Genomic DNA, 21,136 nt, shown 5'->3' on the forward strand with positions numbered 1-21,136 from the left:
AAAACCACAGAAACAGAATAAGGTATCTACAGTGAAAAAAGTCTTAATTCTAATGGTTGCTCTTATTGCACCTGCTATGGCGCAGGCTGAATTATCATCAGGGCCAGAACGTAACGCCTGCTTCAAACAGAATGAAGACATACCAACTGCATATAACTGTCTGTCTGCCAAAAGAGACAACAGCAATAAAGCGCTGGATGCGCTAATAGCGGATACAGTTAAGAGAATCAAAGCCAACAATGTCGGCCCTTTTAATGGAAAAGAGTCCAGCAAAGAAACGTCCGGAGACGTTTACTCTCGGCGCTTTCTGGATGCGCAAAAAAAATGGAAGGATTACCGGACTCAACTTTGCCTGTCTGTAGCTACAGAGCTTAACGAGGACGCATACGACTACCAGTCATATATCGACCAGTGCCAAATTAATCTGAACAAAAACCATTCTGCTGAAATCACACAAATGGGACTGCCACCCGTCAATTAAGCACACTGGTCTCACTGCTCAGACGTAAAATCTGAAATCGGGCATTTTTTGCGGGGCTGTATAGCCCCGTTTACCGCCCATTCTGTCAGCCGGTTCGGGCGACAAACTGTCAATCCACAACATAAAAGCATTAACGAACATAACTTAACTTATTGATTATTAAATCTTATTCAAGGCGTGAATTTGTGCAAAAAACCATTCTGATTACAGGTTGTTCGAGCGGTATTGGCCTGGTTGCCGCTCACGATTTACTGGCGCGGGGCTACCGGGTGATCGCCGCCTGCCGTAAAGCAGAGGATGTCGCCCGCATGGAAACACTGGGCTTTACCGGGCTGCAGCTGGATCTCGACGATCCGCAAAGTGTGGATCAGGCCGCCGACACAGTGCTCGCGCTCTGCGATAACCGTCTGACGGCGCTGTTTAACAACGCCGGATTCGGTCTCTATGGCCCGCTGCACACCCTCTCCCGCCAGCAGCTGGAACAGCAGTTTTCCAGCAACTTTTTCGGCGTCCATCAGCTGACACTGCGTCTGTTGCCCGCGTTGCAGGCCAGCGGCGATGGCCGCATTATTAATACCAGCTCGGTGCTGGGGCTGATCTCCACACCAGGCCGGGGTGCCTATGCCGCCAGTAAATATGCGCTGGAAGCCTGGAGCGATGCATTGCGGCTTGAAGTGCGCAGCCGCGGCATCCGGGTCAGCCTGATTGAACCGGGTCCGATTCAGACCCGTTTTACCGACAATGTGACGCAGGGCGAACAGCATAACCCGGTGCGCAATCCTGGCATCGCGGCACGTTTTACCCTGCCACCGGAAGCCATTCTGCCTAAACTTCGTCATGCACTCGAGAGTAAACACCCGCGTTTACGCTATCCGGTGACACTGGTCGCACACATAATGAGCCTGCTGAAACGGTTACTCCCCGGCTGGATGCTGGATCGCATTTTGCGCAGCCATTAATCAGCCATGCGCAATAGCGCTTGAAGCCGGGCCAGTTGGCCCCATATTCTTAGAACACTTTTTGCAAAGAGACTTATCCATGTCACCACAAGCTTCGATCATCGACATCAACGAATCTAACCTGCAGCAGACCCTTGAGCAGTCGATGCAGCTGCCGGTGCTGTTCTACTTCTGGTCTGAGCGTAGCCAGCACTGTCAGGATCTGACGCCCGTGCTGGAGCGCCTGGCGCAGGAGTACGCGGGTCAGTTTATTCTCGCAAAACTGGATTGCGACAAAGAGCAAAGGGTGGCGTCGCAGTTTGGTCTGCGTTCAATCCCGACCGTCTATCTGTTCCAGGATGGTCAGCCGGTTGACGGTTTCCAGGGTCCACAGCCGGAAGAAGCGATCCGCGCCCTGCTGGAAAAAGTCCTGCCGCGCGAAGAAGAGCTGAAAGCGCAGCAGGCGATGGCGCTGATGCAGGAAGGTAAACCGCTGGAGGCGCTGCCGTTATTAAAAGATGCGTGGCAGCTGAGCAACCAGTCCAGCGAGATCGGTTTCCTGCTGGCTGACGTACTGATTACCCTGAACCGCAGCGATGAAGCGGAAGCGGTGCTGAAAGTGGTGCCATTGCAGGATCAGGATACCCGCTATCAGAGCCTGATGGCGCAGATCGATCTGCTGAAACAGGCAGCGGATACGCCGGAGATTCAGCAGCTGCAATCCCAGCTGGAGGCTGACCCGACTAACGCCGGGCTGGCTGCTAAACTCTCGTTACAGCTGCATCAGGTGGGTCGTAATGAAGAAGCACTGGAACTGCTGTTCAGCTTCCTGAAATCCGATCTCAATGCCGCTGATGGCCAGGCGCGTAAAATGCTGCAGGAGATTCTGGCGGCGCTGGGTACCGGCGATGCACTTGCCGCGCGTTATCGTCGTCAGCTCTATTCCCTGCTCTACTAAGCGGCAGCACCCCGGGCCGAAGCGACTCGGCCCGTTAATCTGACAACGCGGAGGTTGTATGATAACTGTAATTCCTGCCCTGATTATTCTGGCGCTGGTGGCGGTCTGGGCCACCGTCAAGATCGTGCCACAAGGTTTTCAATGGACCGTTGAGCGCTTTGGCCGTTATACCCGCACCCTGCAGCCAGGATTAAGCCTGGTGGTGCCGTTCATGGATCGTGTGGGTCGTAAGATCAACATGATGGAACAGGTACTCGATATTCCCTCGCAGGAGATCATCTCCAAAGACAATGCCAACGTCACCATCGATGCGGTCTGCTTTATTCAGGTCGTTGACCCGGCGCGTGCCGCGTATGAAGTCAGCAATCTTGAGCAGGCGATTCTTAACCTCACCATGACCAATATGCGTACCGTGCTTGGCAGCATGGAGCTGGACGAAATGCTGTCACAGCGCGACAGCATCAACACCCGCCTGCTGCATATCGTGGATGAAGCGACCAATCCGTGGGGCGTCAAGATCACCCGCATCGAGATCCGCGATGTGCGTCCGCCGCAGGAGCTGATTGGCGCGATGAATGCGCAGATGAAAGCGGAGCGAACTAAACGCGCCGATATTCTGACAGCCGAAGGGGTGCGACAGGCGGCTATCCTGCGCGCTGAAGGGGATAAGCAGTCGCAAATCCTCAAAGCAGAAGGTGAACGGACCTCGGCGTTCCTGCAGGCAGAAGCGCGCGAACGTCAGGCGGAAGCGGAAGCTAACGCCACTAAGATGGTCTCGGAAGCGATCGCATCAGGTGATATTCAGGCCATTAACTACTTTGTGGCACAGAAATATACCGATGCGCTGCAAAAAATCGGTGAAGCTAATAACAGCAAAGTGGTGATGATGCCGCTGGAGGCGAGCAGTCTGCTGGGTTCGATTGCGGGCATCGGTGAACTGCTGAAGGAATCACGCACTGAGTCGAAACGCTGATGCTGGTCGATATTATCGCGCATCCGCACTGGTTCTGGCTGACGCTGGGTGGGTTACTGCTGGCGGCTGAGATGCTGGGCACCAGCGGTTACCTGCTCTGGAGCGGGCTGGCGGCGGTCATCGTCGGCCTCATTGAGTGGTTTGTGCCGGTAAGCTGGACGGCGCAGGGCTCTCTGTTTGCCGTGCTGACGCTGATCTGCGTCTTTTTATGGTATCGCTGGATGCGCCACCGTGAAGCGCGTCAGAAACCCAATGCCCTGAACCAGCGCGGCAGTCAGATGATCGGGTTGCAGCTGACGCTGGATACCGCGCTGCATAACCGCACCGGCCATGTGCGGATCGGGGACAGCAGCTGGCGGGTCGAGGCGGAGCAGGATCTGCCTGCGGGCACAGCAGTGGTCGTAACCGGCATTGAGGGGATTACGCTGCGTATTCAGCCACGCTGACCGCAGCATCCAGCCAGATTGTTGATAATCGGACATTCGGCGCCGTCATCGCCGGGACAGGCCTCTGCCAGCGCCAGCAGGCGAGCGCGCATGACATGCAGCTCTTCAATATGCGCCGCAATCTCCTCCGCTTTCTGCAGAGTACGGGCTTTTACATCGGCACTGTGGCGCGACGGATTGTTAAACAGCGCCACCAGCTCACGACACTCATCCAGCGTGAAGCCAACCTGTCGCGCCTGACGTAACAGGTTGAGCTCCTCAAGATGGTGTCCATTGTAGCTGCGGTAGCCATTTTCACTGCGCAACGGCGGCGTCACCACCCCCTTCTCTTCGTAAAAACGTATCGCCTTGCTTGTCAGCCCGGTCTTTTTTGCCACATCGCTGATGTTCATTTTCGTCCCCTTGACCTTCCCCTTGATGGAAGGTTTATGCTTAAGCATGAATCGAAAATGACCAATCGGTCAAATGGGATTACAGAAGGAGTTGATTATGTCACACACTATTTCTCTGGCACTGGACGGCTTGTCCTGCGGCCACTGTGTCAAACGTGTCAAAGAGGCACTGGAACAACGCGATGATGTTGACCAGGCCGAAGTGACCCAACAGGAAGCGCAGGTTTCCGGTCACGCAGATGCGGCCGCGCTGATCGCCACCGTGGAGCAGGCGGGTTATCACGCGACGCTGAAAACCGCGGACGCTTCCCCAAAGTCTGAACCGTTGACAGCATCAGAGCCGCCGCCGGAGGCGCTGACAACGGAGACTGCTTCCCGTCCGGCAGGAACAACCCTCCCCACCCATATGCTGCTGATTGAGGGCGTGACCTGCGCCAGCTGCGTGAGCCGGGTGGAAAAAGCGCTGCAGCAGGTCGCAGGCGTCAGCCAGGCGCGCGTTAATCTCGGCGAACGCAGTGCGCTGGTGCTGGGCGACGCTGATCCGCAGCAGCTGGTAGCGGCCGTCGATGCCGCGGGTTACGGCGCACAGGTGGTGGATGACGAGCAGGAGCGACGAGAGAAGCAGCAGCTCAGCGCCCGCAGCGCGATGCGGCGTTTCAGCTGGCAGGCTGCTGTTGCCCTGGCGTTTGGCCTGCCGCTGATGATCTGGGGCATGGTGGGCGACAACATGATGCTCACCGACCACAACCACGGCGTCTGGCTGACGCTGGGCATCGTGACTCTGCTGATCATGATCGTCACCGGCAGCCATTTTTATCGCAGTGCCTGGCGCAGTTTACGCAATGGCAGCGCCACCATGGATACGCTGGTGGCACTCGGCACAGGCGCCGCCTGGATTTACTCCTTTAGCGTGGTGCTGTGGCCCGACTTTTTCCCGCCACAGGCGCGCCATCTCTATTTCGAAGCCAGCGTCATGATCCTGGGCCTGATCAATCTGGGGCATGCCCTGGAACAGCGGGCGCGTCAGCGATCTTCTAAAGCGCTGGAAAGATTGCTGGATCTGACGCCAGCCCAGGCGCGGCAGGTTGATCAACAGGGCGACAGGCTGATTCCGGTCAGCGATGTGCAGCCCGGCATGACGCTGCGCCTGGTCACCGGCGATCGGGTGCCGGTCGATGGCGAAATCGCCTCGGGTGAAGCCTGGTTTGATGAAGCGATGCTGACCGGTGAGGCGGTGCCGCAAAGCAAGACCCCGGGCGCAGCCATCTTTGCCGGCACCCTGGTGCAGGATGGCTCGGTAGAATTTATCGCCCGGGCGACGGGTAATCACACCACCCTGTCGCGCATTATCCGGCTGGTGCGTCAGGCGCAGAGCAGTAAACCGGATGTGGGCCGTCTGGCGGATCGCATCTCCGCCGTTTTTGTCCCGGTGGTGGTGTTGATCGCACTGCTCAGCGGCGCAGTGTGGTATCTGTTCGGACCGCAGCCACAAATTGCCTACATGCTGGTGATCGCGACAACCGTGCTGATTATCGCCTGTCCTTGTGCGCTGGGCCTGGCGACGCCGATGTCGATTATTGCTGGTGTTGGCCGCGCCGCCGAGCTGGGGGTGCTGGTGCGCGACGCCGATGCCTTGCAGCGCGCCAGCCAAATCGACACCCTGGTGTTTGATAAAACCGGCACACTTACTGCCGGCAAGCCGCAGGTCAGTGACGTGCAGGTCTGGGGCGATGCCACCCGTGAATCAGTGTTAGCGACCGCGGCTGCGCTGGAGTTCGCCTCGGGTCATCCGCTGGCAAAAGCGATTGTCGCCGAAGCGAAACTGACCCAGCCGCCTCTGTTAGCGCAATTTCGTACAATACGCGGCAAAGGGGTCAGCGGTAGTCTGGATGGCAGAACGCTGCTGCTGGGTAATGCCGCGCTGATGCAGGATAACGGCGTCGATTACCAGGCGGCGGAAGCAGAGATTGCGCGGCTGACGCAACAGGGTGCAACGCCGGTGTTACTGGCTGAGCAGGGCCAGCTAACCGGGCTTATCGCGCTGCGCGATCAGCTTCGGCCGGAAAGCGGCGCAGCTCTGAAGCGACTGCATCAGCAGGGTTATCGCCTGATTATGCTGACCGGCGATCATGAAAATACCGCGCGCGCCATTGCTGCCGAGGTCGGTATTGATGAAGTGATTGCGGGCGTGATGCCGGAAGGCAAAGCGGCCGCAATTGAACACTTACAGCAGCAGGGCCGTCGCGTCGCGATGGTGGGTGATGGCATCAATGACGCGCCCGCACTGGCGCAGGCCGATGTGGGCATTGCCATGGGTGGCGGCAGCGATGTGGCGGTGGAAACCGCGGGCATTACGTTGATGCGTGCCGACCTGAACAGCGTGGCGGACGCGTTAGCGCTCTCTTCCGCGACGCTGCGCAATATCCGGCAGAATCTGTTTGGGGCATTTATCTATAACAGCATCGGCATTCCGGTGGCAGCGGGTGTGCTCTATCCGCTGACCGGTACCCTGCTCAGCCCGATTGTGGCGGGTGCAGCGATGGCGCTCTCCTCCATTACCGTGGTCAGCAATGCTAACCGCCTGCTGCGTTACCGGCCACCACGCGAGTGATCGCCGTTTCAGCGCTGTTTTTCACGCGCTGAAGTCGCTAGCATGGGGTTTTGAATCGCAAAGGACCGGGAATGACAGGCAACATCTGGCGCTCACTGCGCGGCTTTATCAGCCAACTTTTTCCCGCCAGTTACCGCTGGCCTGCGATGGATGTCCGGCTTGGCGATCGTCAGCTGCATCTGGTCGGCAGCATCCATATGGGAACGCGCGACATGCAGCCGTTGCCCGCCCGTCTGCTGCGTCAGTTGCAGCAGGCGGATGCACTGATTGTGGAAGCGGATATTACGCAGGGTGGTTCACCCTTTGATCACCACGGCGATCGTCCCGCGCTTTCCACCCGGCTGGATAGCCACGCGATGCAAACGCTCACTGCACTCTGTCAGGAGATGAGCCTCAATCTGAGCCTGTTTGATAATCTGCCCGCCTGGCAGGTGGCGCTGATGTTACAGGCGCAGCAGGCACAAAGGCTGGGATTGCGACCTGACTACGGCATTGATTATCAGCTGTTGCAGGCCGCGAAAGGTCTGAACAAACCGGTGATTGAACTGGAAGGCGCAGAGGCGCAGATCGCCCTGCTGACTGCGCTGCCGGATGACGGCATGGCGTTGTTGCAGGATACGCTGCTGCACTGGCACACCAATGCGCGCCTGCTGCAGATGATGGTGAGCTGGTGGCTCGATACGCCGCCACGCCAGCCGGAAATCACCCTGCCCGCCACCTTCAGCCAGGCGCTGAATGATACGTTGATCGGTCAGCGAAATGCGCAGTGGTGTGACCGGCTTCAGGGATTATCAGCAGGAAACTATGTGGTGGCGGTCGGTGCTCTGCATCTCTACGGCGAAGATAACCTGCCTGAGATGCTGAAGAAGCCCTGAAAAAAAGAGAGCCGATAATATTATCGGCCCGTCAAAGAGGAATTTGTTTATGATTTTGGTTATCGCTCAGCAATCAGATTGCTGGCGCGCGGCTAATTTTCACTCAAAGAACAAAGTTTCGCCACCTTTTTCCACGATTCTGCGTAATAAGATTATTCTTAGTAAGGAACCTGTATGACGCCCGCCGTAAAATTGCTGGAAAAACAAAAAGTCAGCTTCACCCTGCATCCCTATGAGCATGACAGCAGCGAAACCCATTTTGGTGACGAAGCGGTACGTAAACTCAATCTGGATGCGCGCCAGGTCTATAAGACGCTGCTGGTGGCGCTGAATGGCGAGGCGAAACAGCTGGCAGTGGCGATTACGCCGGTATCGACGCAACTGGATCTCAAGAAAGTGGCAAAAGCGCTGGGCGCGAAGAAAGCGGATATGGCCGACCCACAGCTGGCGCAGAGGGTCACGGGCTATCTGGTGGGCGGCATCAGTCCGCTGGGCCAGAAAAAACGGCTGCCTACGGTGATCGACCACTCTGCCAGCGCGTTTGACGCCATGTTTATCTCAGGCGGCAAGCGTGGGCTGGATATCGAACTGGCTCCCCAGGATCTTTCACGACTGCTGGACGCTCCGTTTGCGGATATCGCCCGCCACGACTAAACCCGTGGCTGGGCGCAGAGCTGATCGATCATCCAGCGACCCGCCGGACCGGGTGGCGTACGGCGTGACCAGACCACCTCAATGGCGATATGCTGCGGCCAGCCCGGCATCGACAACTCTTTCAGAACGCCATGACCAAACTGTTTCACCAGCCAGCGCGGCAGAATCGTCCAGCCAAATCCCTGCTCCGCCATCTCCAGCAGTAACAGATAGGTCGGTGCCGACCAGATGCGGCCCATTGGCGCGGGTTCAGATGCTTCAACCCAGGTATTTAACCGCAGGTGACGAACCCCTTCCAGCTCGCTTTCGCTCAGGGTCTTAAGCTGGGCCAGCGGATGATCGCGATGTAAAAAGACCGCCATCTGCGCTTCAACCTGCAGTCGCGCCACGGCAATATCCACCGGCAGATTGGGCTGTGCCCGCACCACGCCCAGATGTACCCGTCCGGCCTGCAACAGATCCAGCACATCACCATCCTCGGCAATCATGACCTCCAGTTCAATCTCCGGATAACGGGCATCAAATTGCCTGAGCAGATGCTCGTGATGATCGGTTTGCCAGAAGTCTGACATGGCAAAACTGAGCCGGGGTTCAACGCCCTGCGACAACCGTATTGCCAGCGCATCCAGCCGCTCGCTGGCCGCCAGGATCTGCTGAACCTGAGGAATAACGCGGCGTCCCTGCTCGGTGAGGACCGGCTGCCGACCTGCCCGTTCAAACAGCGCAAAGCCAAGGTCGTCTTCAAGACTGGCTACCGCCGCGCTGATGGTGGACTGACTTTTACCCAGCGCGCGCGCAGCGGCAGAGAAAGAACCGCTCGCCACAGTCTGCATAAAAGCCTCAAGGGATTCCGGGGAGTAACGCATCTGAACCATCGCTTTTTTCGATAGGTGTTCATTTTATCTTAGCATTCTGACGTGTGAAAATGCGCCGCATTATTGAAGGAGAACTCACAATGCGTACCCGCTCACTTAAAGAACGTATTCTTCATGCTGTCTGCTTTGAAACACTGGCGATTCTGACCGTATCGCCGCTGGCGGCATGGGCAATGAATAAACCGCTGTTTCAGATGGGATCGCTGGCGATTATGCTCTCTACGGTCGCGATGCTATGGAACATGATTTACAACAGCGGATTTGATCGCCTCTATGCGCCAGGCCAGAAACGTGGCCCGGGCGTGCGTGTATTACATGCGCTGGGGTTTGAAGGTGGATTTATCCTGATTGGTCTGCCCATTGCCGCCTGGATGCTGGATATCTCTCTGGGTCAGGCTTTCCTGGTCGAAGTGGCCTTTTTCCTCTTCTTCCTGCCCTACACCATGGCCTACAACTGGGTGTGGGACAAACTGCGCGAGCGCTGGATCAGACGTCACGCCTGCCGGGCGTAAGAAAAACGGGAGGCGCAAGCGCCTCCCGGTCAGTTCAATGCGTGGCGGCTGTTTCGTTCCCCCACGGCCAGATCCACGCCAGGATCATTTTTGGATAGTTACGCTTCCGCGCTTTTTCCGCAGCTTCATCCCGCGCCCGGATCTGCTCATCGGTCAGATGCACAATCTGCCCTTTCGGCTGATAGTCGCTGGCTTTGACCGGCGAGTGCGTCTTGATCCAGTCACGTAACACCTGCGCATCGACTGCCCCGCTGTTGAGATAACCCGCATGATTATCCAGACGCGGATAACCGTCGCCGCCAGCCGCATTGAAGCTGTTGGTTGCCATGCGATAATGCTGTGCATCCTGCAGCGGTTTACCGTTAATGCTGACGTCGCTGACATGTTTACCGTCTGCGGTCAGGCTGATACCGGCAAACTGGGCGTAGCCGCCTGAGTCAGGCTGAATATTAGCGACCACATCCAGATATTCTTTGATCTCCGCCCCGGTCAGGCTGACCGAGACCACCTGATTGCCAAACGGCTGGACCTGCAGCAGGTCACGCCAGCTCAGCTTGCCCGATTTCAGCGAGGTGCGAATACCACCGCCGCTCATCACCGCAAAATCGGCTTTGGTGTGCGCCATCTGGGCGCGCAGAATCAGCTGGCCGAGATTCGTCTGCTCAAAGCGAACCTGCTCTTTTTCACCGCTGAAGCTGCCGTCGGCGCTGCCGACATTCACGGTTAACTTCGCCTCAGCCCGTTTCTGGAATGGCATCAGCAGTTTCATCATGGCGGTGTTTTTCGGGATCTCTTCCTGCCAGGTGAGCCAGGTTTCGCTGCCATCCGCGTTCTTTATCTGATGTTTAAGGTTGACCGGCACCAGCTGATAAGCCTCCAGCGTCACCTGCCCGTTACGGAAGGTGAAGTCACCACGTCCGACATATTTGCCCCATTTATCCGCCTGCATAATCCAGATCCCGTTCTGCTGATCGGGTTTGCAGGGCTGGCCCGGCTGATAATTTTTAACGCTGACGTTCTCTTTTTCCATGCAGACCGCATCATGCGAATGACCACCCACAATCAGATCGATGGTGCCGGCAGGCAGGCTGCGCGCCAGGGTGACGTCATCAATGCCATTGCTGCCATGCTTACCGTCGTCATAGTGACCAAGGTGGGTCAGCGCGACAATCACGTCCGGCTTCTCTGTGGCGCGCAGTTCAGCCACCGCCTTCTCCGCCTCCGCAATCGGATCGCGGAACTCGGTATCCGTCAGGCCCGCCGGATTGGCCAGTTTCGCCGTATCCGGGGTGATCAGCCCGACCACCGCAATTTTCAGCCCGAGACGATTGAATACCGCCCAGGGCTTAAACAGGCGCTGACCGGTACTTTTCTGATAAACGTTGGCGGCGAGCAGCGGGAATCGCGCCCACTTCTCCTGCTTGCGCAGGACCGCGATGGGCTTGTCGAACTCATGGTTGCCCAGCGCCATGGCATCATAGCCAATCAGGTTCATCGCGCGAAAATCGGGTTCAGCGTCCAGCTCATCGGACTCCGGTACGCCCGTGTTCACATCACCGGCAGAGAGAATCAATGCGCCGCCGCCTCTGGACTGCACATCGTAGCGCATCGTATCCATTAAGGTTTTCTGCGCCGCCAGACCATATTCACCCTGCTCAGTAAACCAGAAATGACCATGCTCATCGTTGGTGTGCAGCAGGCTGAAACGATAGGTGCGATCGGCCTGGGCGGCCTGTGAAAACAGCGGCATCAGGGCCACCAGTAGTGCCACGCCCGCCCCTGTCCATTTAGATAACAACACTGTGATTCTCCTTAATTTGCCGTCTGGCCCGATTTTCTGCCGGTTTGCCCCACTGTGTCGCACATTCCCCCGGCGAACTCAAGGCCAACGCACATTCGCCTGTCTCTGTATGCCGCTCTTTTTATCTCCGGACCGCTTTTGCTGAGCATGACAATAGCCGCAAGGCCGCGCCCGCGTCAGACTGGTTTGTTCCGGATAAGCCAGAACGGGTAGCCAGGCCTGATGTTAACCAGTTGTTTACCCCTGCAAAAGTGCCGCTGACGGGCTTTACCCTGTCTGTGCGCGCATTTAACCCTTATTTGTGTCATACCCACGGCATTTAGGGATGCTAATTTTTATTTACCCGGACCGCTTTAAACCGTCAAATCAGCCAATATTATGGATAATGAACAAAAACACCCTTTCGATTGTGCATTTGACTTTTTTTCCTGCTTTTTTAGGGTATTCCCGCAAATTGCTCAGCGAAAGAATAGATTTTGTTTTAAACTCATTTGTTACAAGCGGATACATTTGTATACAAGGAGACAGGCATGCATCACACCACACCGTTGATCACTACCATTGTCGGAGCACTGGTTCTGGCATTTCTCCTTGGGATGCTGGCGAACCGCCTGCGTATTTCGCCCCTGGTTGGCTACCTGATGGCAGGCGTGCTGGCTGGACCTTTTACTCCCGGCTTTGTTGCCGATACCAATCTGGCTCCTGAACTGGCAGAACTCGGCGTGATTCTGCTGATGTTTGGTGTCGGCCTGCACTTCTCAATGAAAGATCTCATGTCGGTAAAGTCGATAGCCATTCCCGGTGCCATCGCACAGATCGCGGTCGCGACGTTACTGGGAATGGGCTTGTCGTGGACGCTGGGATGGTCGTGGATGACCGGCCTGGTGTTTGGTCTCTGCCTCTCTACCGCCAGTACCGTGGTGTTACTGCGCGCGCTTGAAGAGCGGCAACTGATCGATAGCCAGCGCGGGCAGATTGCGATTGGCTGGCTGATTGTTGAAGATCTGGTGATGGTGCTGACACTGGTGCTGCTGCCTGCGATTGCCGGCATGATGGAACAGGGCAATGCCAGCGCCGGACTGCTGGCCTGGGACCTGCTGTGGACCATCGGCAAAGTCGCCGCCTTTATGGTGCTGATGATGGTGGTGGGACGGCGTGCCGTCCCCTGGATCCTCGCCCGCAGCGCCGCCACCGGCTCGCGTGAGCTGTTTACTCTGGCGGTATTAGCGCTGGCGCTGGGCATCGCCTTTGGTGCTGTTGAATTCTTTGATGTTTCGTTTGCGCTGGGCGCTTTCTTTGCCGGTATGGTGCTGAACGAGTCGGAACTGAGCCACCGCGCCGCGCGCGATACGCTGCCGCTGCGTGATGCCTTTGCCGTGCTGTTCTTTGTCTCGGTCGGCATGCTGTTTGACCCGTCGATTCTGGTGACGCAGCCGCTGGCAGTGCTGGGCGCGCTGGTGATTATTGTGGTGGGTAAATCGGTCGCCGCCTGGCTGCTGGTGTCGCTGCTCGGCCATTCACGTCGTACGGCGTTGACCATTTCGGTCAGTCTGGCGCAGATTGGTGAATTCGCCTTTATTCTGGCCGGTCTGGGTATCTCGCTGGGCCTGCTGACTGACGAGGGCCGCAACCTGGTGCTGGCCGCCGCCATCCTGTCGATTATGCTTAATCCGATCCTGTTTACCCTGCTGGAGCGTTTCCTGGCGAAAACGGAGACGATGGAAGAGCAGACGCTGGAAGAGGCGATTGAAGAAGAGAAGCAGATCCCGGTGGATTTCTGCAATCACGCGGTGATTGTGGGTTACGGCCGGGTGGGCAGTCTGATTGGTCAGAAGCTGCTTGAAGCCAATGTTCCGCTGGTGGTAGTTGAAAACTCCCGCGCCCGTGTTGAAGCGCTGCGCGAGCGCGGTATTAAGGCGGTGCTGGGTAATGCAGCCCGCGCTGACACCATGGAACTGGCCCGACTCGACTGCGCCCGCTGGCTGTTACTGACTATTCCGAATGGCTATGAAGCGGGTGAAGTGGTCACCGCCGCGCGTGAAAAACATCAGAATATCGAGATTATCGCCCGCGCCCACTATGACGATGAAGTCGAGTACATCATGGAACGGGGTGCCACCCGTGTGGTGATGGGCGAACGTGAGATCGCCAGCAGTATGCTGCAAATCCTGCAGGATGAGATGACCCAGGGCGAAGATTTACAGCCCTGCGATGTCGTGCGCTGATTCGTGTTAAGCAAAGCCTGGCAGGCTTCTGCTCTATCAAAATCAGGGTGAATTTTACCGCAACGAATAAACTCAATACGCAGGGAACACGGACAGAAGAGCAAAGCGTCCCGCCGACAGGGACAAAAACGCCGGGAGCGTTTTTGAACAACGCAAAGCGTTGGCCAGGGATGGCTTAACCGACTTTCCGATCTGACCGTGTTCCCTGAGCAGGCTCGATCTCATCGCTAACCGAGCCAGACATTGCCAGTCTTCTAAGGCCCTTCTCTTCAGAAGGGCTTTTTTATGCGCGGCAGCTGCCAGCTTTACCGATCCCAGTAAGACTCTTCCAGACTGTCTTCCCGCTCCGGCAGACCGCGGGTCAGACGCGGCGAATGCTGATTCAGCACCTGGTAGCTGACGCGGTTGGCATATTTACATACCTGCGCCAGCGATGAGTAGGTCAGGTAAGGACGCGCATGTTTGCTGGAGTTTGGCACATTCAGGCTGTGATAGTTGTTGGCGGTGATGTCATGCAGTAACGCCGCCAGCGCACCATCTCCGGCGCCGTTGGTGTTCATGATCTTTTCCGGTCCGCCCATATAAGGCGCGATGTGCGAGAAAATGCGCAGCGGCTGCTGGCAATCCTGCTGGCGCATCACCCGGCTGAACTCATACTGGTTGAATTCAGCAATCGCGCCAGGCAGCAGCGGATGGTTGGTTTTGCGTTTGAACTCTTCTTCGGTGTAACCCGCCATATAGAGCCCAATCGGGCCAGCAGTACACAGCACCAGATCGACCCAGTCCAGCGCCATATTGGCGGCGAGCAGCGGATCGCTTTCGCCGGTCAGCGCCAGCGCTTCCTCTTCATTCATCGCCACGATGCTGACATGCTCGCGCAGGAAATCGCGCCAGAACTGAGGATTGTCGCCAATCACATGTTTGGTGCCCAGCGTCAGCACCACCGGCACGTTGTGGCGTTTGGCATACTCAATCGCCCGTAACGTTGCCTGAGGCATCGGTTCACCTTCGGCACAGCGCACCAGATAGGAGGTCAGTACCAGCGCAGAGGCTCCGGCGATCACCTCTTCCGGTACGTTATCCGGATGCAGCTGGTTCATCTGGCCGGGGCTGATAGCAAAGGTTCGCTCGCCATGTTCGCCAATCAGCGTAAAGCAGCGACCAATGGCGCCATCCACGCCCTGCAGATAGTTAAGATCGACCCGGCTTGAGGTGTTACAGAGATAGCGATAGGCGTAGCCGCCAATCTGGATGTTATTGCACATGACGCCCAGCAGCACGGAGCGGTCATCGGCCAGCACCGAGAAATTATGCAGCGTGTTACCGATGGTGCCACCAGCAAACTGATGGGTGATCAGCGCTTCCTGCATCAGTTCGTTGTACAACGCTTCCGCGACGGCATTATCGATAACCAGCGAGTGCCCGGCACTCAGGCCATAACGTGCGAGAAAAGCGTCATCGACTTTGGCTTCGATATCCACCAGCGTCTGGTCGATACCCACTACCCAGCTGCCTGCATCAACATCGTGCTGGGCGGGCTGTAACAGGGGGTCGCGTGCGCTGACGGGAAAGTAGTGTTTGGATTTGCGTTTGCCGGGAAATTTCATCGGGAGGTGCCGTCTGGAAAAACAGGCGGAGAATGATATCACACTCTCCGCCTGAGCTTTAACGGCGTGCGTCGACCAGTTGCACCATCATGTCGATATGCGCCTCATCGGCATTCAGCGCAGGGATATACTCAAACTTCTCACCCCCGGCATGCATAAAGATTTCGCAGTTTTCACCACTAATCTCTTCCAGCGTCTCCAGGCAGTCTGACGAGAAGCCCGGGCTCATCACCTGAACATGTTTGATCCCTTTAGCGGGCAGGCTTTCCATGGTTTTATCGGTGTAGGGCATCAGCCACGGCTCACGACCAAAACGCGACTGGAAGGTCATCATATACTGATCGTCACGCAGGCCCAGCGCTTTGACCAGGGCCGCCGTGGTATCCGCACAGCGCTGCGGGTAGTCATCGCCTTCGTTAGCAAAACGCTGCGGAATGCCGTGGAAGGATAACACCAGCAGATCGGGCTGACCGTGCCGCTCAAAGGATCGCTCCACCGTCGCTTTCAGCGCGGCGATATAGGCCGGATGTTCGGCGTAGTCGCGGATAAACTGCACATCAGGCAGCGAGCGGTAATCTTTGAATACCGCGGTCAGGCCATCCCACACTGCCGCCACGGTGGAGCAGGAGAATTGCGGATAGAGCGGCAGCACAATCAGGCGGGTCACGCCCTGCGCCATTAGCTTATCAACCGCGCTTTTCAGGCTGGGATTACCGTAGCTCATGCCCACCTCGACGGGCATATCGACCCGTGCCGCCAGCGCATCGCGCTGACGCATGCTGTAAACCAGCAGCGGTGAACCGCCTTCCATCCAGACCGATGCGTAGAGCTTAGAGACGCGCGGCGAGCGAAACGGCAGAATAACGGCATTGAGAACCGGCCACCAGAGCCAGCGCGGCGCATCGACCACGCGCGGATCGCTTAAAAACTGTTTCAGATAGCGTTTAACTGCAGGTGTGGTGGGCGCGTCTGGCGTACCTAAATTAACCAATAACACGCCGGCCTTATCTTGCCTCATTTGAGTTCCTTGATAACAACGGGGATGCGTGAAAACGGGGAAATTGTAGCGGAATTAGTGGGAGGTAAAAGCGATTACTGCAAAAGGGGCCAGTAATACCGGCCCCTGTGAACTTAGCCCAGGATCTTAGCCAGCTCGGCACTGACTTCGGTCACCTTACGGGTGCCGTCGATTTTGTGATAGGCAGTGTTGCCCGCTTCCGCTTCGTTGCTGTAGTAAGCAATCAGCGGCGCGGTCATCTGATGATATTCCACCAGGCGCTTACGCACGGTCTCTTCCTGATCGTCTTTACGCATGGTCAGCTCTTCGCCGGTCACATCATCTTTGCCTTCCACTTTCGGTGGATTAAAAGTGACGTGATAAACGCGGCCTGATGGCGTGTGAACGCGACGGCCCACGATACGCTCAACGATCAGTTCATCCGGTACGGCGAACTCCAGCACGTGATCAACGGTGATCCCGGCCTCTTTCATTGCATCTGCCTGAGGAATGGTGCGCGGGAAACCGTCCAGCAGGAAACCGTTTTTGCAGTCTTCCTGGGTGATACGCTCTTTGACCAGCGCAATCACCAGCTCATCGGTCACCAGTTTGCCAGCATCCATGATGGCTTTCGCCTGGTTGCCCAGCTCGCTGCCTGCTTTTACTGCTGCACGCAACATGTCGCCGGTGGAGATTTGCGGAATGCCATACTTCTCCATGATGAATTGGGCCTGAGTCCCCTTACCTGCGCCCGGAGCTCCGAGCAGAATAATACGCATTGCGTAAATCCCCTTGCGAATCGCATTGATCTATCTTAGAAGCGAAAGAACATACCATTATGACCCGCTCATCACAAGGAAGGGCGCGGATCGCGCAGGGCGACCTGAGCTGCTTTTTGGCCCTGCCCCCTACCCGCCCGGCCTGCCGGACGCTTTTTCAGATTTACCGCCTGAGCCGAGCAGGAATTGCAGTCGTCGGCTCAGATGATGGGTCATATTCACGCTTTTTTTGCCGCTGCCGCGCACGTTAGCATTCAGCAGCAGCCGCGCCTGCTGCGGCCATTTCACCACATCTTCCGCATCTGACAGCGATGTGATCACGGAGGCCGGGACATTAAAGCTGGCAAACGGCAAACCGGGCTGATGGCAGGAGTTCAGCGGCAGCGGGTCTGACAGGGAGAGCGCATCGACGGTGGCGGCATTGTAAGGCCGCCAGTGCGGATCGTCGAAGCGGCGCAGTGCCTCATGCGTGGCGGTCAGGGTCAGCCCCTGTTCGAAAAGCCGCAGTTCGCTGCGCACCAGCGTACTGAAGTCATGTGTCCGCAACGCCACCAGCACCAGATCGCTGCAGATCTCGGCGTGGCGATCCAGTCGGGTGACAAACAGATGGGCTTCGTCGATCAGTTTCTGATGCAGCACGCTGGCAAAACTCTCGCTCGCCTCCGTCACGCCCTGGTTCTGGCAATCCCGCAGCGGACGCACGCGGCCATTGGGCAATTCGACATGTGGTACCAGCATGATGCTGCCCGCGATCAGCGGAACTGCTGGCAGGATGTTGAGTTCGGTTACCGGAAAGTGCGAGGCGTAACGGTGCTGATTGCGCGCCTGCTCCTGCCGCAGAAAGAGCTGAGAAAGAAGGACCTGCGCCACATGCAGCGAGGGCGCGAAGAAGAGATCGAACTGCTCCAGCCGGTAAAAACGTGAGAGCGCCAGGCGTAACCGATGGCGCGCCTCTGCTGAGGTTTCAGAGGATAAAGAGCGGTGTGCCATGGTTGTCTCGCTTCGGGGAGTGTGCGGCGTGAACGCTGGTTAAGCGAGGCGGAATACCCTGAAAAATCACAGATATAAGGCTGAGTCAACCCGCCAGAATTTGCCCTACAGAGTAGGTCAATGCGGCTGGACTTTAAAATGATATAAATTGACAATCCCTGTTAGATTTTTGCACAGGGGAAGAGGATGAACGGACTGCCGCCACTGAGAGCGCTGCACTATTTTCACCAGGCAGCCTTACACAGCAGTTTTAGCGTGGCGGCTGAACATCTGCATGTTACGCACAGCGCCATCAGCCATCAGATTCGCCAGCTGGAGAGCTGGATGGGCAAACCACTTTTTGTCCGCAGCCATGGCCGCGTGAAACTGACCTCACACGGTGAACGTCTGCTGCTGAGCTGTCAGCAGGCGTTCAGTGAGTTGCGCAGCAGCTGCGAAAGCATTCGTACCGGGCTGCTTCAGCAGATTCGGGTCTCCTGCGCCCCCAGCTTTTTGTCGCAATGGCTGATCCCCCGTATCGCCAGCTTTTATCAACGCTATCCGGAGATTGAAGTTCACTTCCAGCCGCTGACGCAGATCTCGCAACTGCGCAGCGAACATGTGGATGTGCTGATCCTCAGTCACGGCGAGCCACCTGAATCTGACATAGACGCCACGCTGGTCAGCGAGGATGAGATTGGACCGCTCTGCGCACCTCACTTTGCTTCGCAACTGCGGGTCGGCGAGGATCTGGCCGCGATGCCCCTGCTGCATGCGGATACCCGGCTGCACGCCTGGTCAGAGTGGGCGGACAAAGCAGGGGTCAGCGGCCGCTTTAACGGCGGAAAGCATTTTGAGAGTCTGACACTGGGGATTCAGGCCGCACGAAGTGGTCTTGGCGTCCTGATGGCACCGCGTTTGCTGGTACGCAAAGAGCTGGAGGATGGCACGCTGCTTGCGCCGCTTGGCTTTGTACGCGTTGAGCGGGCCACATGGCTGATGACAAAACAGAGCCGTCGGCATGATACGGAGATCAGCCTGTTTCGCGACTGGCTGCAGGATGCCGCAAAACCATAAAAAAAGCCGGTGAGGGTCACCGGCTTGATGCTGTGGCTTTATCAGCCGTCTGAGGCCGGTGAAAACCACCGGCCTGTTACCATTATGCGGTCAGCAACTGGTTCATGCGGCGGATAAACTGGTTAGGATCGTCCAGCGTGCCGCGCTCGGCCAGCAAGGCCTGATCCAGCAGCAGCTCAATCCACTCACCGAAGCGTGCTTCATCCTGCGTATCCGCAACACGTTTCACCAGCGGATGATCCGGGTTGATTTCGAACAGGTACTTCACTTCCGGCACTTCCTGTCCGGCCGCGGCAAACAGCTTCGCCATCTGCGTGGTCATCTCGTTGGCGTCGGTGGTGACAATCGCCGGAGTATCAGTCAGGCGATGCGTCAGACGCACCTCTTTCACGCGTTCGCCCAGCAGAGTTTTCACCCGCTCAACAAAAGGCTCCAGCGCTTTTTCCGCCTCTTTCTGCTCTTCGGTCTCTTCATCCGCCAGCTTGCTCAGCGATTCATCCGCTTTGCTGACTGACTGGAAGGTTTTACCATCGAACTCAGTGAGATAGCTCATCATCCATTCGTCGATGCGATCGGAGAGCAGCAGCACCTCAATGCCTTTTTTGCGGAACAGTTCCAGATGCGGGCTGCTCTTCGCGGCGGCATAGCTGTCAGCGGTGATGTAGTAAATCTTCTCCTGACCTTCCACCATGCGGCTGACGTAATCTTCCAGCGAACTGGTCTGTGCCGAACCTTCGCTCTGGGTGGTGGCGAAACGCAGCAGCTTAGCGATCGTCTCCTGGTTAGCGTGATCTTCCGCCGGGCCCTCTTTCAGTACCAGACCAAACTCATTCCAGAAGGTCTGATATTTCTCGTTGTCATCTTTCGCCAGTTTTTCCAGCATCTGCAGGGTCCGCTTCGTCAGCGCAGCGCGCAGGCTCTGGGTCACGCGGCTATCCTGCAGGATCTCACGGGAAACGTTCAGCGGCAGATCGTTGGAGTCAATCAGGCCACGCACAAAGCGCAGATAGTTCGGCATAAACTGCTCAGCGTCATCCATGATAAAGACGCGCTGTACGTAGAGTTTCAGGCCATGTTTCTGATCGCGGTTCCACATATCAAATGGCGCACGCGCCGGAATGTAGAGCAGGCTGGTATATTCCTGCTTACCTTCCACCCGATTGTGGCTCCAGGCGACCGGATCGCTGTAATCGTGGGCGATATGCTTGTAGAACTCGTTGTACTCTTCGTCGCTGATCTCAGATTTGTTGCGGGTCCACAGCGCCTGGGCTTTGTTAATCTTCTCCCAGTGTGTCCCTTCGCCTTCTTCATCTTTGCTTTCGATCTCAACCGGCAGCGCGATGTGATCGGAATATTTGCTGATGATGTTGCGCACGCGCCATGCATCCAGGAACTCATCCTCGCCTTCGCGCAGATGCAGGGTGATCTCGGTACCGCGATCGGCTTTCTCAATCTCAGCCAGGGTATATTCGCCCTCGCCTGCGGATTCCCAGAACACGCCTTCTTCGGCTGACGCGCCCGCGGCACGGGTACGCACAGTGACTTTATCCGCCACGATGAATGCAGAATAGAAACCGACACCGAACTGACCAATCAGCTGGCTATCTTTCGCCTGATCGGAGCCCAGCGATTCAAGGAAGGATTTAGTGCCTGACTTGGCGATAGTCCCGAGGTTCTCAATGACCTCATCGCGACGCATACCGATACCGTTGTCGCTGAGCGTAATGGTACGGTTGTCCTTATCAACAGAGAGACGAACGTGCAGCTCGCCATCACCTTCATACAGGCTGGAATCTGACAGGGCACGGAAGCGCAGTTTGTCTGCCGCATCCGAGGCGTTGGAGATCAGCTCACGCAGGAAAATTTCTTTGTTTGAATAGAGAGAATGGATCATCAGGTGCAGAAGTTGTTTTACTTCCGACTGAAAGCCACGGGTCTCTTGTCCTTTCATGGTCATTGCTACCTC

19 protein-coding genes are annotated in these 21,136 nt (G+C 56.9%); 11 read left to right on the forward strand and 8 right to left on the reverse strand.

Translation table 11 applies throughout. From position 1 onward, the window contains the following. Nucleotides 1-31 precede the first annotated feature (31 nt). The 5 genes from ACXKZD_RS14470 to ACXKZD_RS14490 all read left to right on the forward strand — a co-directional run bounded on the left by ACXKZD_RS14470 (nucleotide 32) and on the right by ACXKZD_RS14490 (nucleotide 3,796). Nucleotides 32-481 carry a lysozyme inhibitor LprI family protein gene (locus ACXKZD_RS14470; RefSeq protein ID WP_022626094.1) on the forward strand — a complete coding sequence of 150 codons (450 nt, stop codon included), beginning with the start codon at nucleotides 32-34 and terminating at the stop codon, nucleotides 479-481. Nucleotides 482-666: 185 nt separating this feature from the next. Next, nucleotides 667-1,440 (forward strand): SDR family oxidoreductase, encoded by a 774-nt coding sequence (locus tag ACXKZD_RS14475; protein WP_022626095.1) that lies wholly within the window; start codon nucleotides 667-669, stop codon nucleotides 1,438-1,440. A gap of 79 nt (nucleotides 1,441-1,519) precedes the next feature. Continuing rightward, the gene (locus ACXKZD_RS14480; protein ID WP_010259064.1) at nucleotides 1,520-2,377 is read left to right on the forward strand and encodes a thioredoxin family protein; all 858 of its coding nucleotides are present in this window, start codon (nucleotides 1,520-1,522) and stop codon (nucleotides 2,375-2,377) included. Between the two features lie 58 nt (nucleotides 2,378-2,435). Continuing rightward, nucleotides 2,436-3,350: an SPFH domain-containing protein gene (locus ACXKZD_RS14485; protein WP_010259065.1), complete on the forward strand. Its 915-nt coding sequence runs from the start codon at nucleotides 2,436-2,438 to the stop codon at nucleotides 3,348-3,350. Beyond that, on the forward strand, nucleotides 3,350-3,796 hold the full coding sequence (locus tag ACXKZD_RS14490) for an NfeD family protein (RefSeq protein WP_010671234.1): 447 nt from the start codon (nucleotides 3,350-3,352) through the stop codon (nucleotides 3,794-3,796). The genes ACXKZD_RS14485 and ACXKZD_RS14490 overlap by 1 nt, the downstream gene beginning before the upstream one ends. Here ACXKZD_RS14490 and cueR read toward each other — a convergent pair. After that, nucleotides 3,784-4,188 (reverse strand): Cu(I)-responsive transcriptional regulator, encoded by a 405-nt coding sequence (cueR, locus tag ACXKZD_RS14495; protein ID WP_010671233.1) that lies wholly within the window; start codon nucleotides 4,186-4,188, stop codon nucleotides 3,784-3,786. The two genes, ACXKZD_RS14490 and cueR, sit on opposite strands and share 13 nt — an antisense overlap. A gap of 97 nt (nucleotides 4,189-4,285) precedes the next feature. Here cueR and copA point away from each other — a divergent pair, with 97 nt between their 5' ends. From copA to ybaK, 3 genes are all read left to right on the forward strand, one after another. After that, nucleotides 4,286-6,799 carry a copper-exporting P-type ATPase CopA gene (gene copA / locus ACXKZD_RS14500; RefSeq protein WP_488981697.1) on the forward strand — a complete coding sequence of 838 codons (2,514 nt, stop codon included), beginning with the start codon at nucleotides 4,286-4,288 and terminating at the stop codon, nucleotides 6,797-6,799. Nucleotides 6,800-6,870: 71 nt separating this feature from the next. Next, nucleotides 6,871-7,674 (forward strand): TraB/GumN family protein, encoded by an 804-nt coding sequence (locus ACXKZD_RS14505; RefSeq protein ID WP_010259069.1) that lies wholly within the window; start codon nucleotides 6,871-6,873, stop codon nucleotides 7,672-7,674. A gap of 174 nt (nucleotides 7,675-7,848) precedes the next feature. Then, nucleotides 7,849-8,328 (forward strand): Cys-tRNA(Pro)/Cys-tRNA(Cys) deacylase YbaK, encoded by a 480-nt coding sequence (ybaK, locus tag ACXKZD_RS14510; RefSeq protein ID WP_022626098.1) that lies wholly within the window; start codon nucleotides 7,849-7,851, stop codon nucleotides 8,326-8,328. Here the strand turns inward: ybaK and ACXKZD_RS14515 are convergent. Next, nucleotides 8,325-9,194 (reverse strand): LysR family transcriptional regulator, encoded by an 870-nt coding sequence (locus ACXKZD_RS14515; protein ID WP_010671230.1) that lies wholly within the window; start codon nucleotides 9,192-9,194, stop codon nucleotides 8,325-8,327. The genes ybaK and ACXKZD_RS14515 overlap by 4 nt on opposite strands. An 89-nt stretch (nucleotides 9,195-9,283) precedes the next feature. Here ACXKZD_RS14515 and ACXKZD_RS14520 point away from each other — a divergent pair, with 89 nt between their 5' ends. Then, nucleotides 9,284-9,715: a multidrug/biocide efflux PACE transporter gene (locus ACXKZD_RS14520; RefSeq protein WP_010671229.1), complete on the forward strand. Its 432-nt coding sequence runs from the start codon at nucleotides 9,284-9,286 to the stop codon at nucleotides 9,713-9,715. Between the two features lie 34 nt (nucleotides 9,716-9,749). On the opposite strand, the gene ushA is transcribed toward ACXKZD_RS14520, so the two are convergent. Further along, nucleotides 9,750-11,516 carry a bifunctional UDP-sugar hydrolase/5'-nucleotidase UshA gene (gene ushA, locus ACXKZD_RS14525; protein ID WP_187484277.1) on the reverse strand — a complete coding sequence of 589 codons (1,767 nt, stop codon included), beginning with the start codon at nucleotides 11,514-11,516 and terminating at the stop codon, nucleotides 9,750-9,752. A gap of 530 nt (nucleotides 11,517-12,046) precedes the next feature. Between ushA and ybaL the strand changes: the two genes are divergently transcribed. Further along, nucleotides 12,047-13,741, forward strand: coding sequence for a YbaL family putative K(+) efflux transporter (gene ybaL, locus ACXKZD_RS14530; protein ID WP_010259074.1), 1,695 nt, complete (start codon nucleotides 12,047-12,049; stop codon nucleotides 13,739-13,741). A gap of 305 nt (nucleotides 13,742-14,046) precedes the next feature. Here ybaL and ACXKZD_RS14535 read toward each other — a convergent pair whose 3' ends face one another. The 4 genes from ACXKZD_RS14535 to ACXKZD_RS14550 form a co-directional block, all read right to left on the reverse strand. Next, on the reverse strand, nucleotides 14,047-15,348 hold the full coding sequence (locus tag ACXKZD_RS14535) for an inosine/guanosine kinase (RefSeq protein WP_010255936.1): 1,302 nt from the start codon (nucleotides 15,346-15,348) through the stop codon (nucleotides 14,047-14,049). Between the two features lie 58 nt (nucleotides 15,349-15,406). Further along, nucleotides 15,407-16,366, reverse strand: a complete 960-nt coding sequence (gene hemH / locus ACXKZD_RS14540; RefSeq protein WP_060679599.1) for a ferrochelatase — start codon at nucleotides 16,364-16,366, stop codon at nucleotides 15,407-15,409. Between the two features lie 113 nt (nucleotides 16,367-16,479). Continuing rightward, on the reverse strand, nucleotides 16,480-17,124 hold the full coding sequence (gene adk, locus ACXKZD_RS14545) for an adenylate kinase (protein WP_010255934.1): 645 nt from the start codon (nucleotides 17,122-17,124) through the stop codon (nucleotides 16,480-16,482). 129 nt (nucleotides 17,125-17,253) lie between these two features. Further along, entirely contained in the window at nucleotides 17,254-18,114 is an 861-nt protein-coding gene (locus ACXKZD_RS14550) for a DUF6024 family protein (protein WP_010255933.1), read from the reverse strand. Nucleotides 18,115-18,300: 186 nt separating this feature from the next. On the opposite strand from ACXKZD_RS14550, the gene ACXKZD_RS14555 reads away from it, so the two are divergent. Beyond that, nucleotides 18,301-19,170, forward strand: coding sequence for a LysR substrate-binding domain-containing protein (locus tag ACXKZD_RS14555; RefSeq protein WP_064689925.1), 870 nt, complete (start codon nucleotides 18,301-18,303; stop codon nucleotides 19,168-19,170). An 82-nt stretch (nucleotides 19,171-19,252) separates the two neighbouring features. On the opposite strand, the gene htpG is transcribed toward ACXKZD_RS14555, so the two are convergent. Then, a complete protein-coding gene (gene htpG, locus ACXKZD_RS14560) occupies nucleotides 19,253-21,127 on the reverse strand; it encodes a molecular chaperone HtpG (protein WP_488981698.1) in 1,875 nt (624 codons plus the stop codon). Between the last annotated feature and the right edge of the window lie 9 nt (nucleotides 21,128-21,136).

Source organism: Pantoea sp. ABR1s, assembly GCF_057812235.1.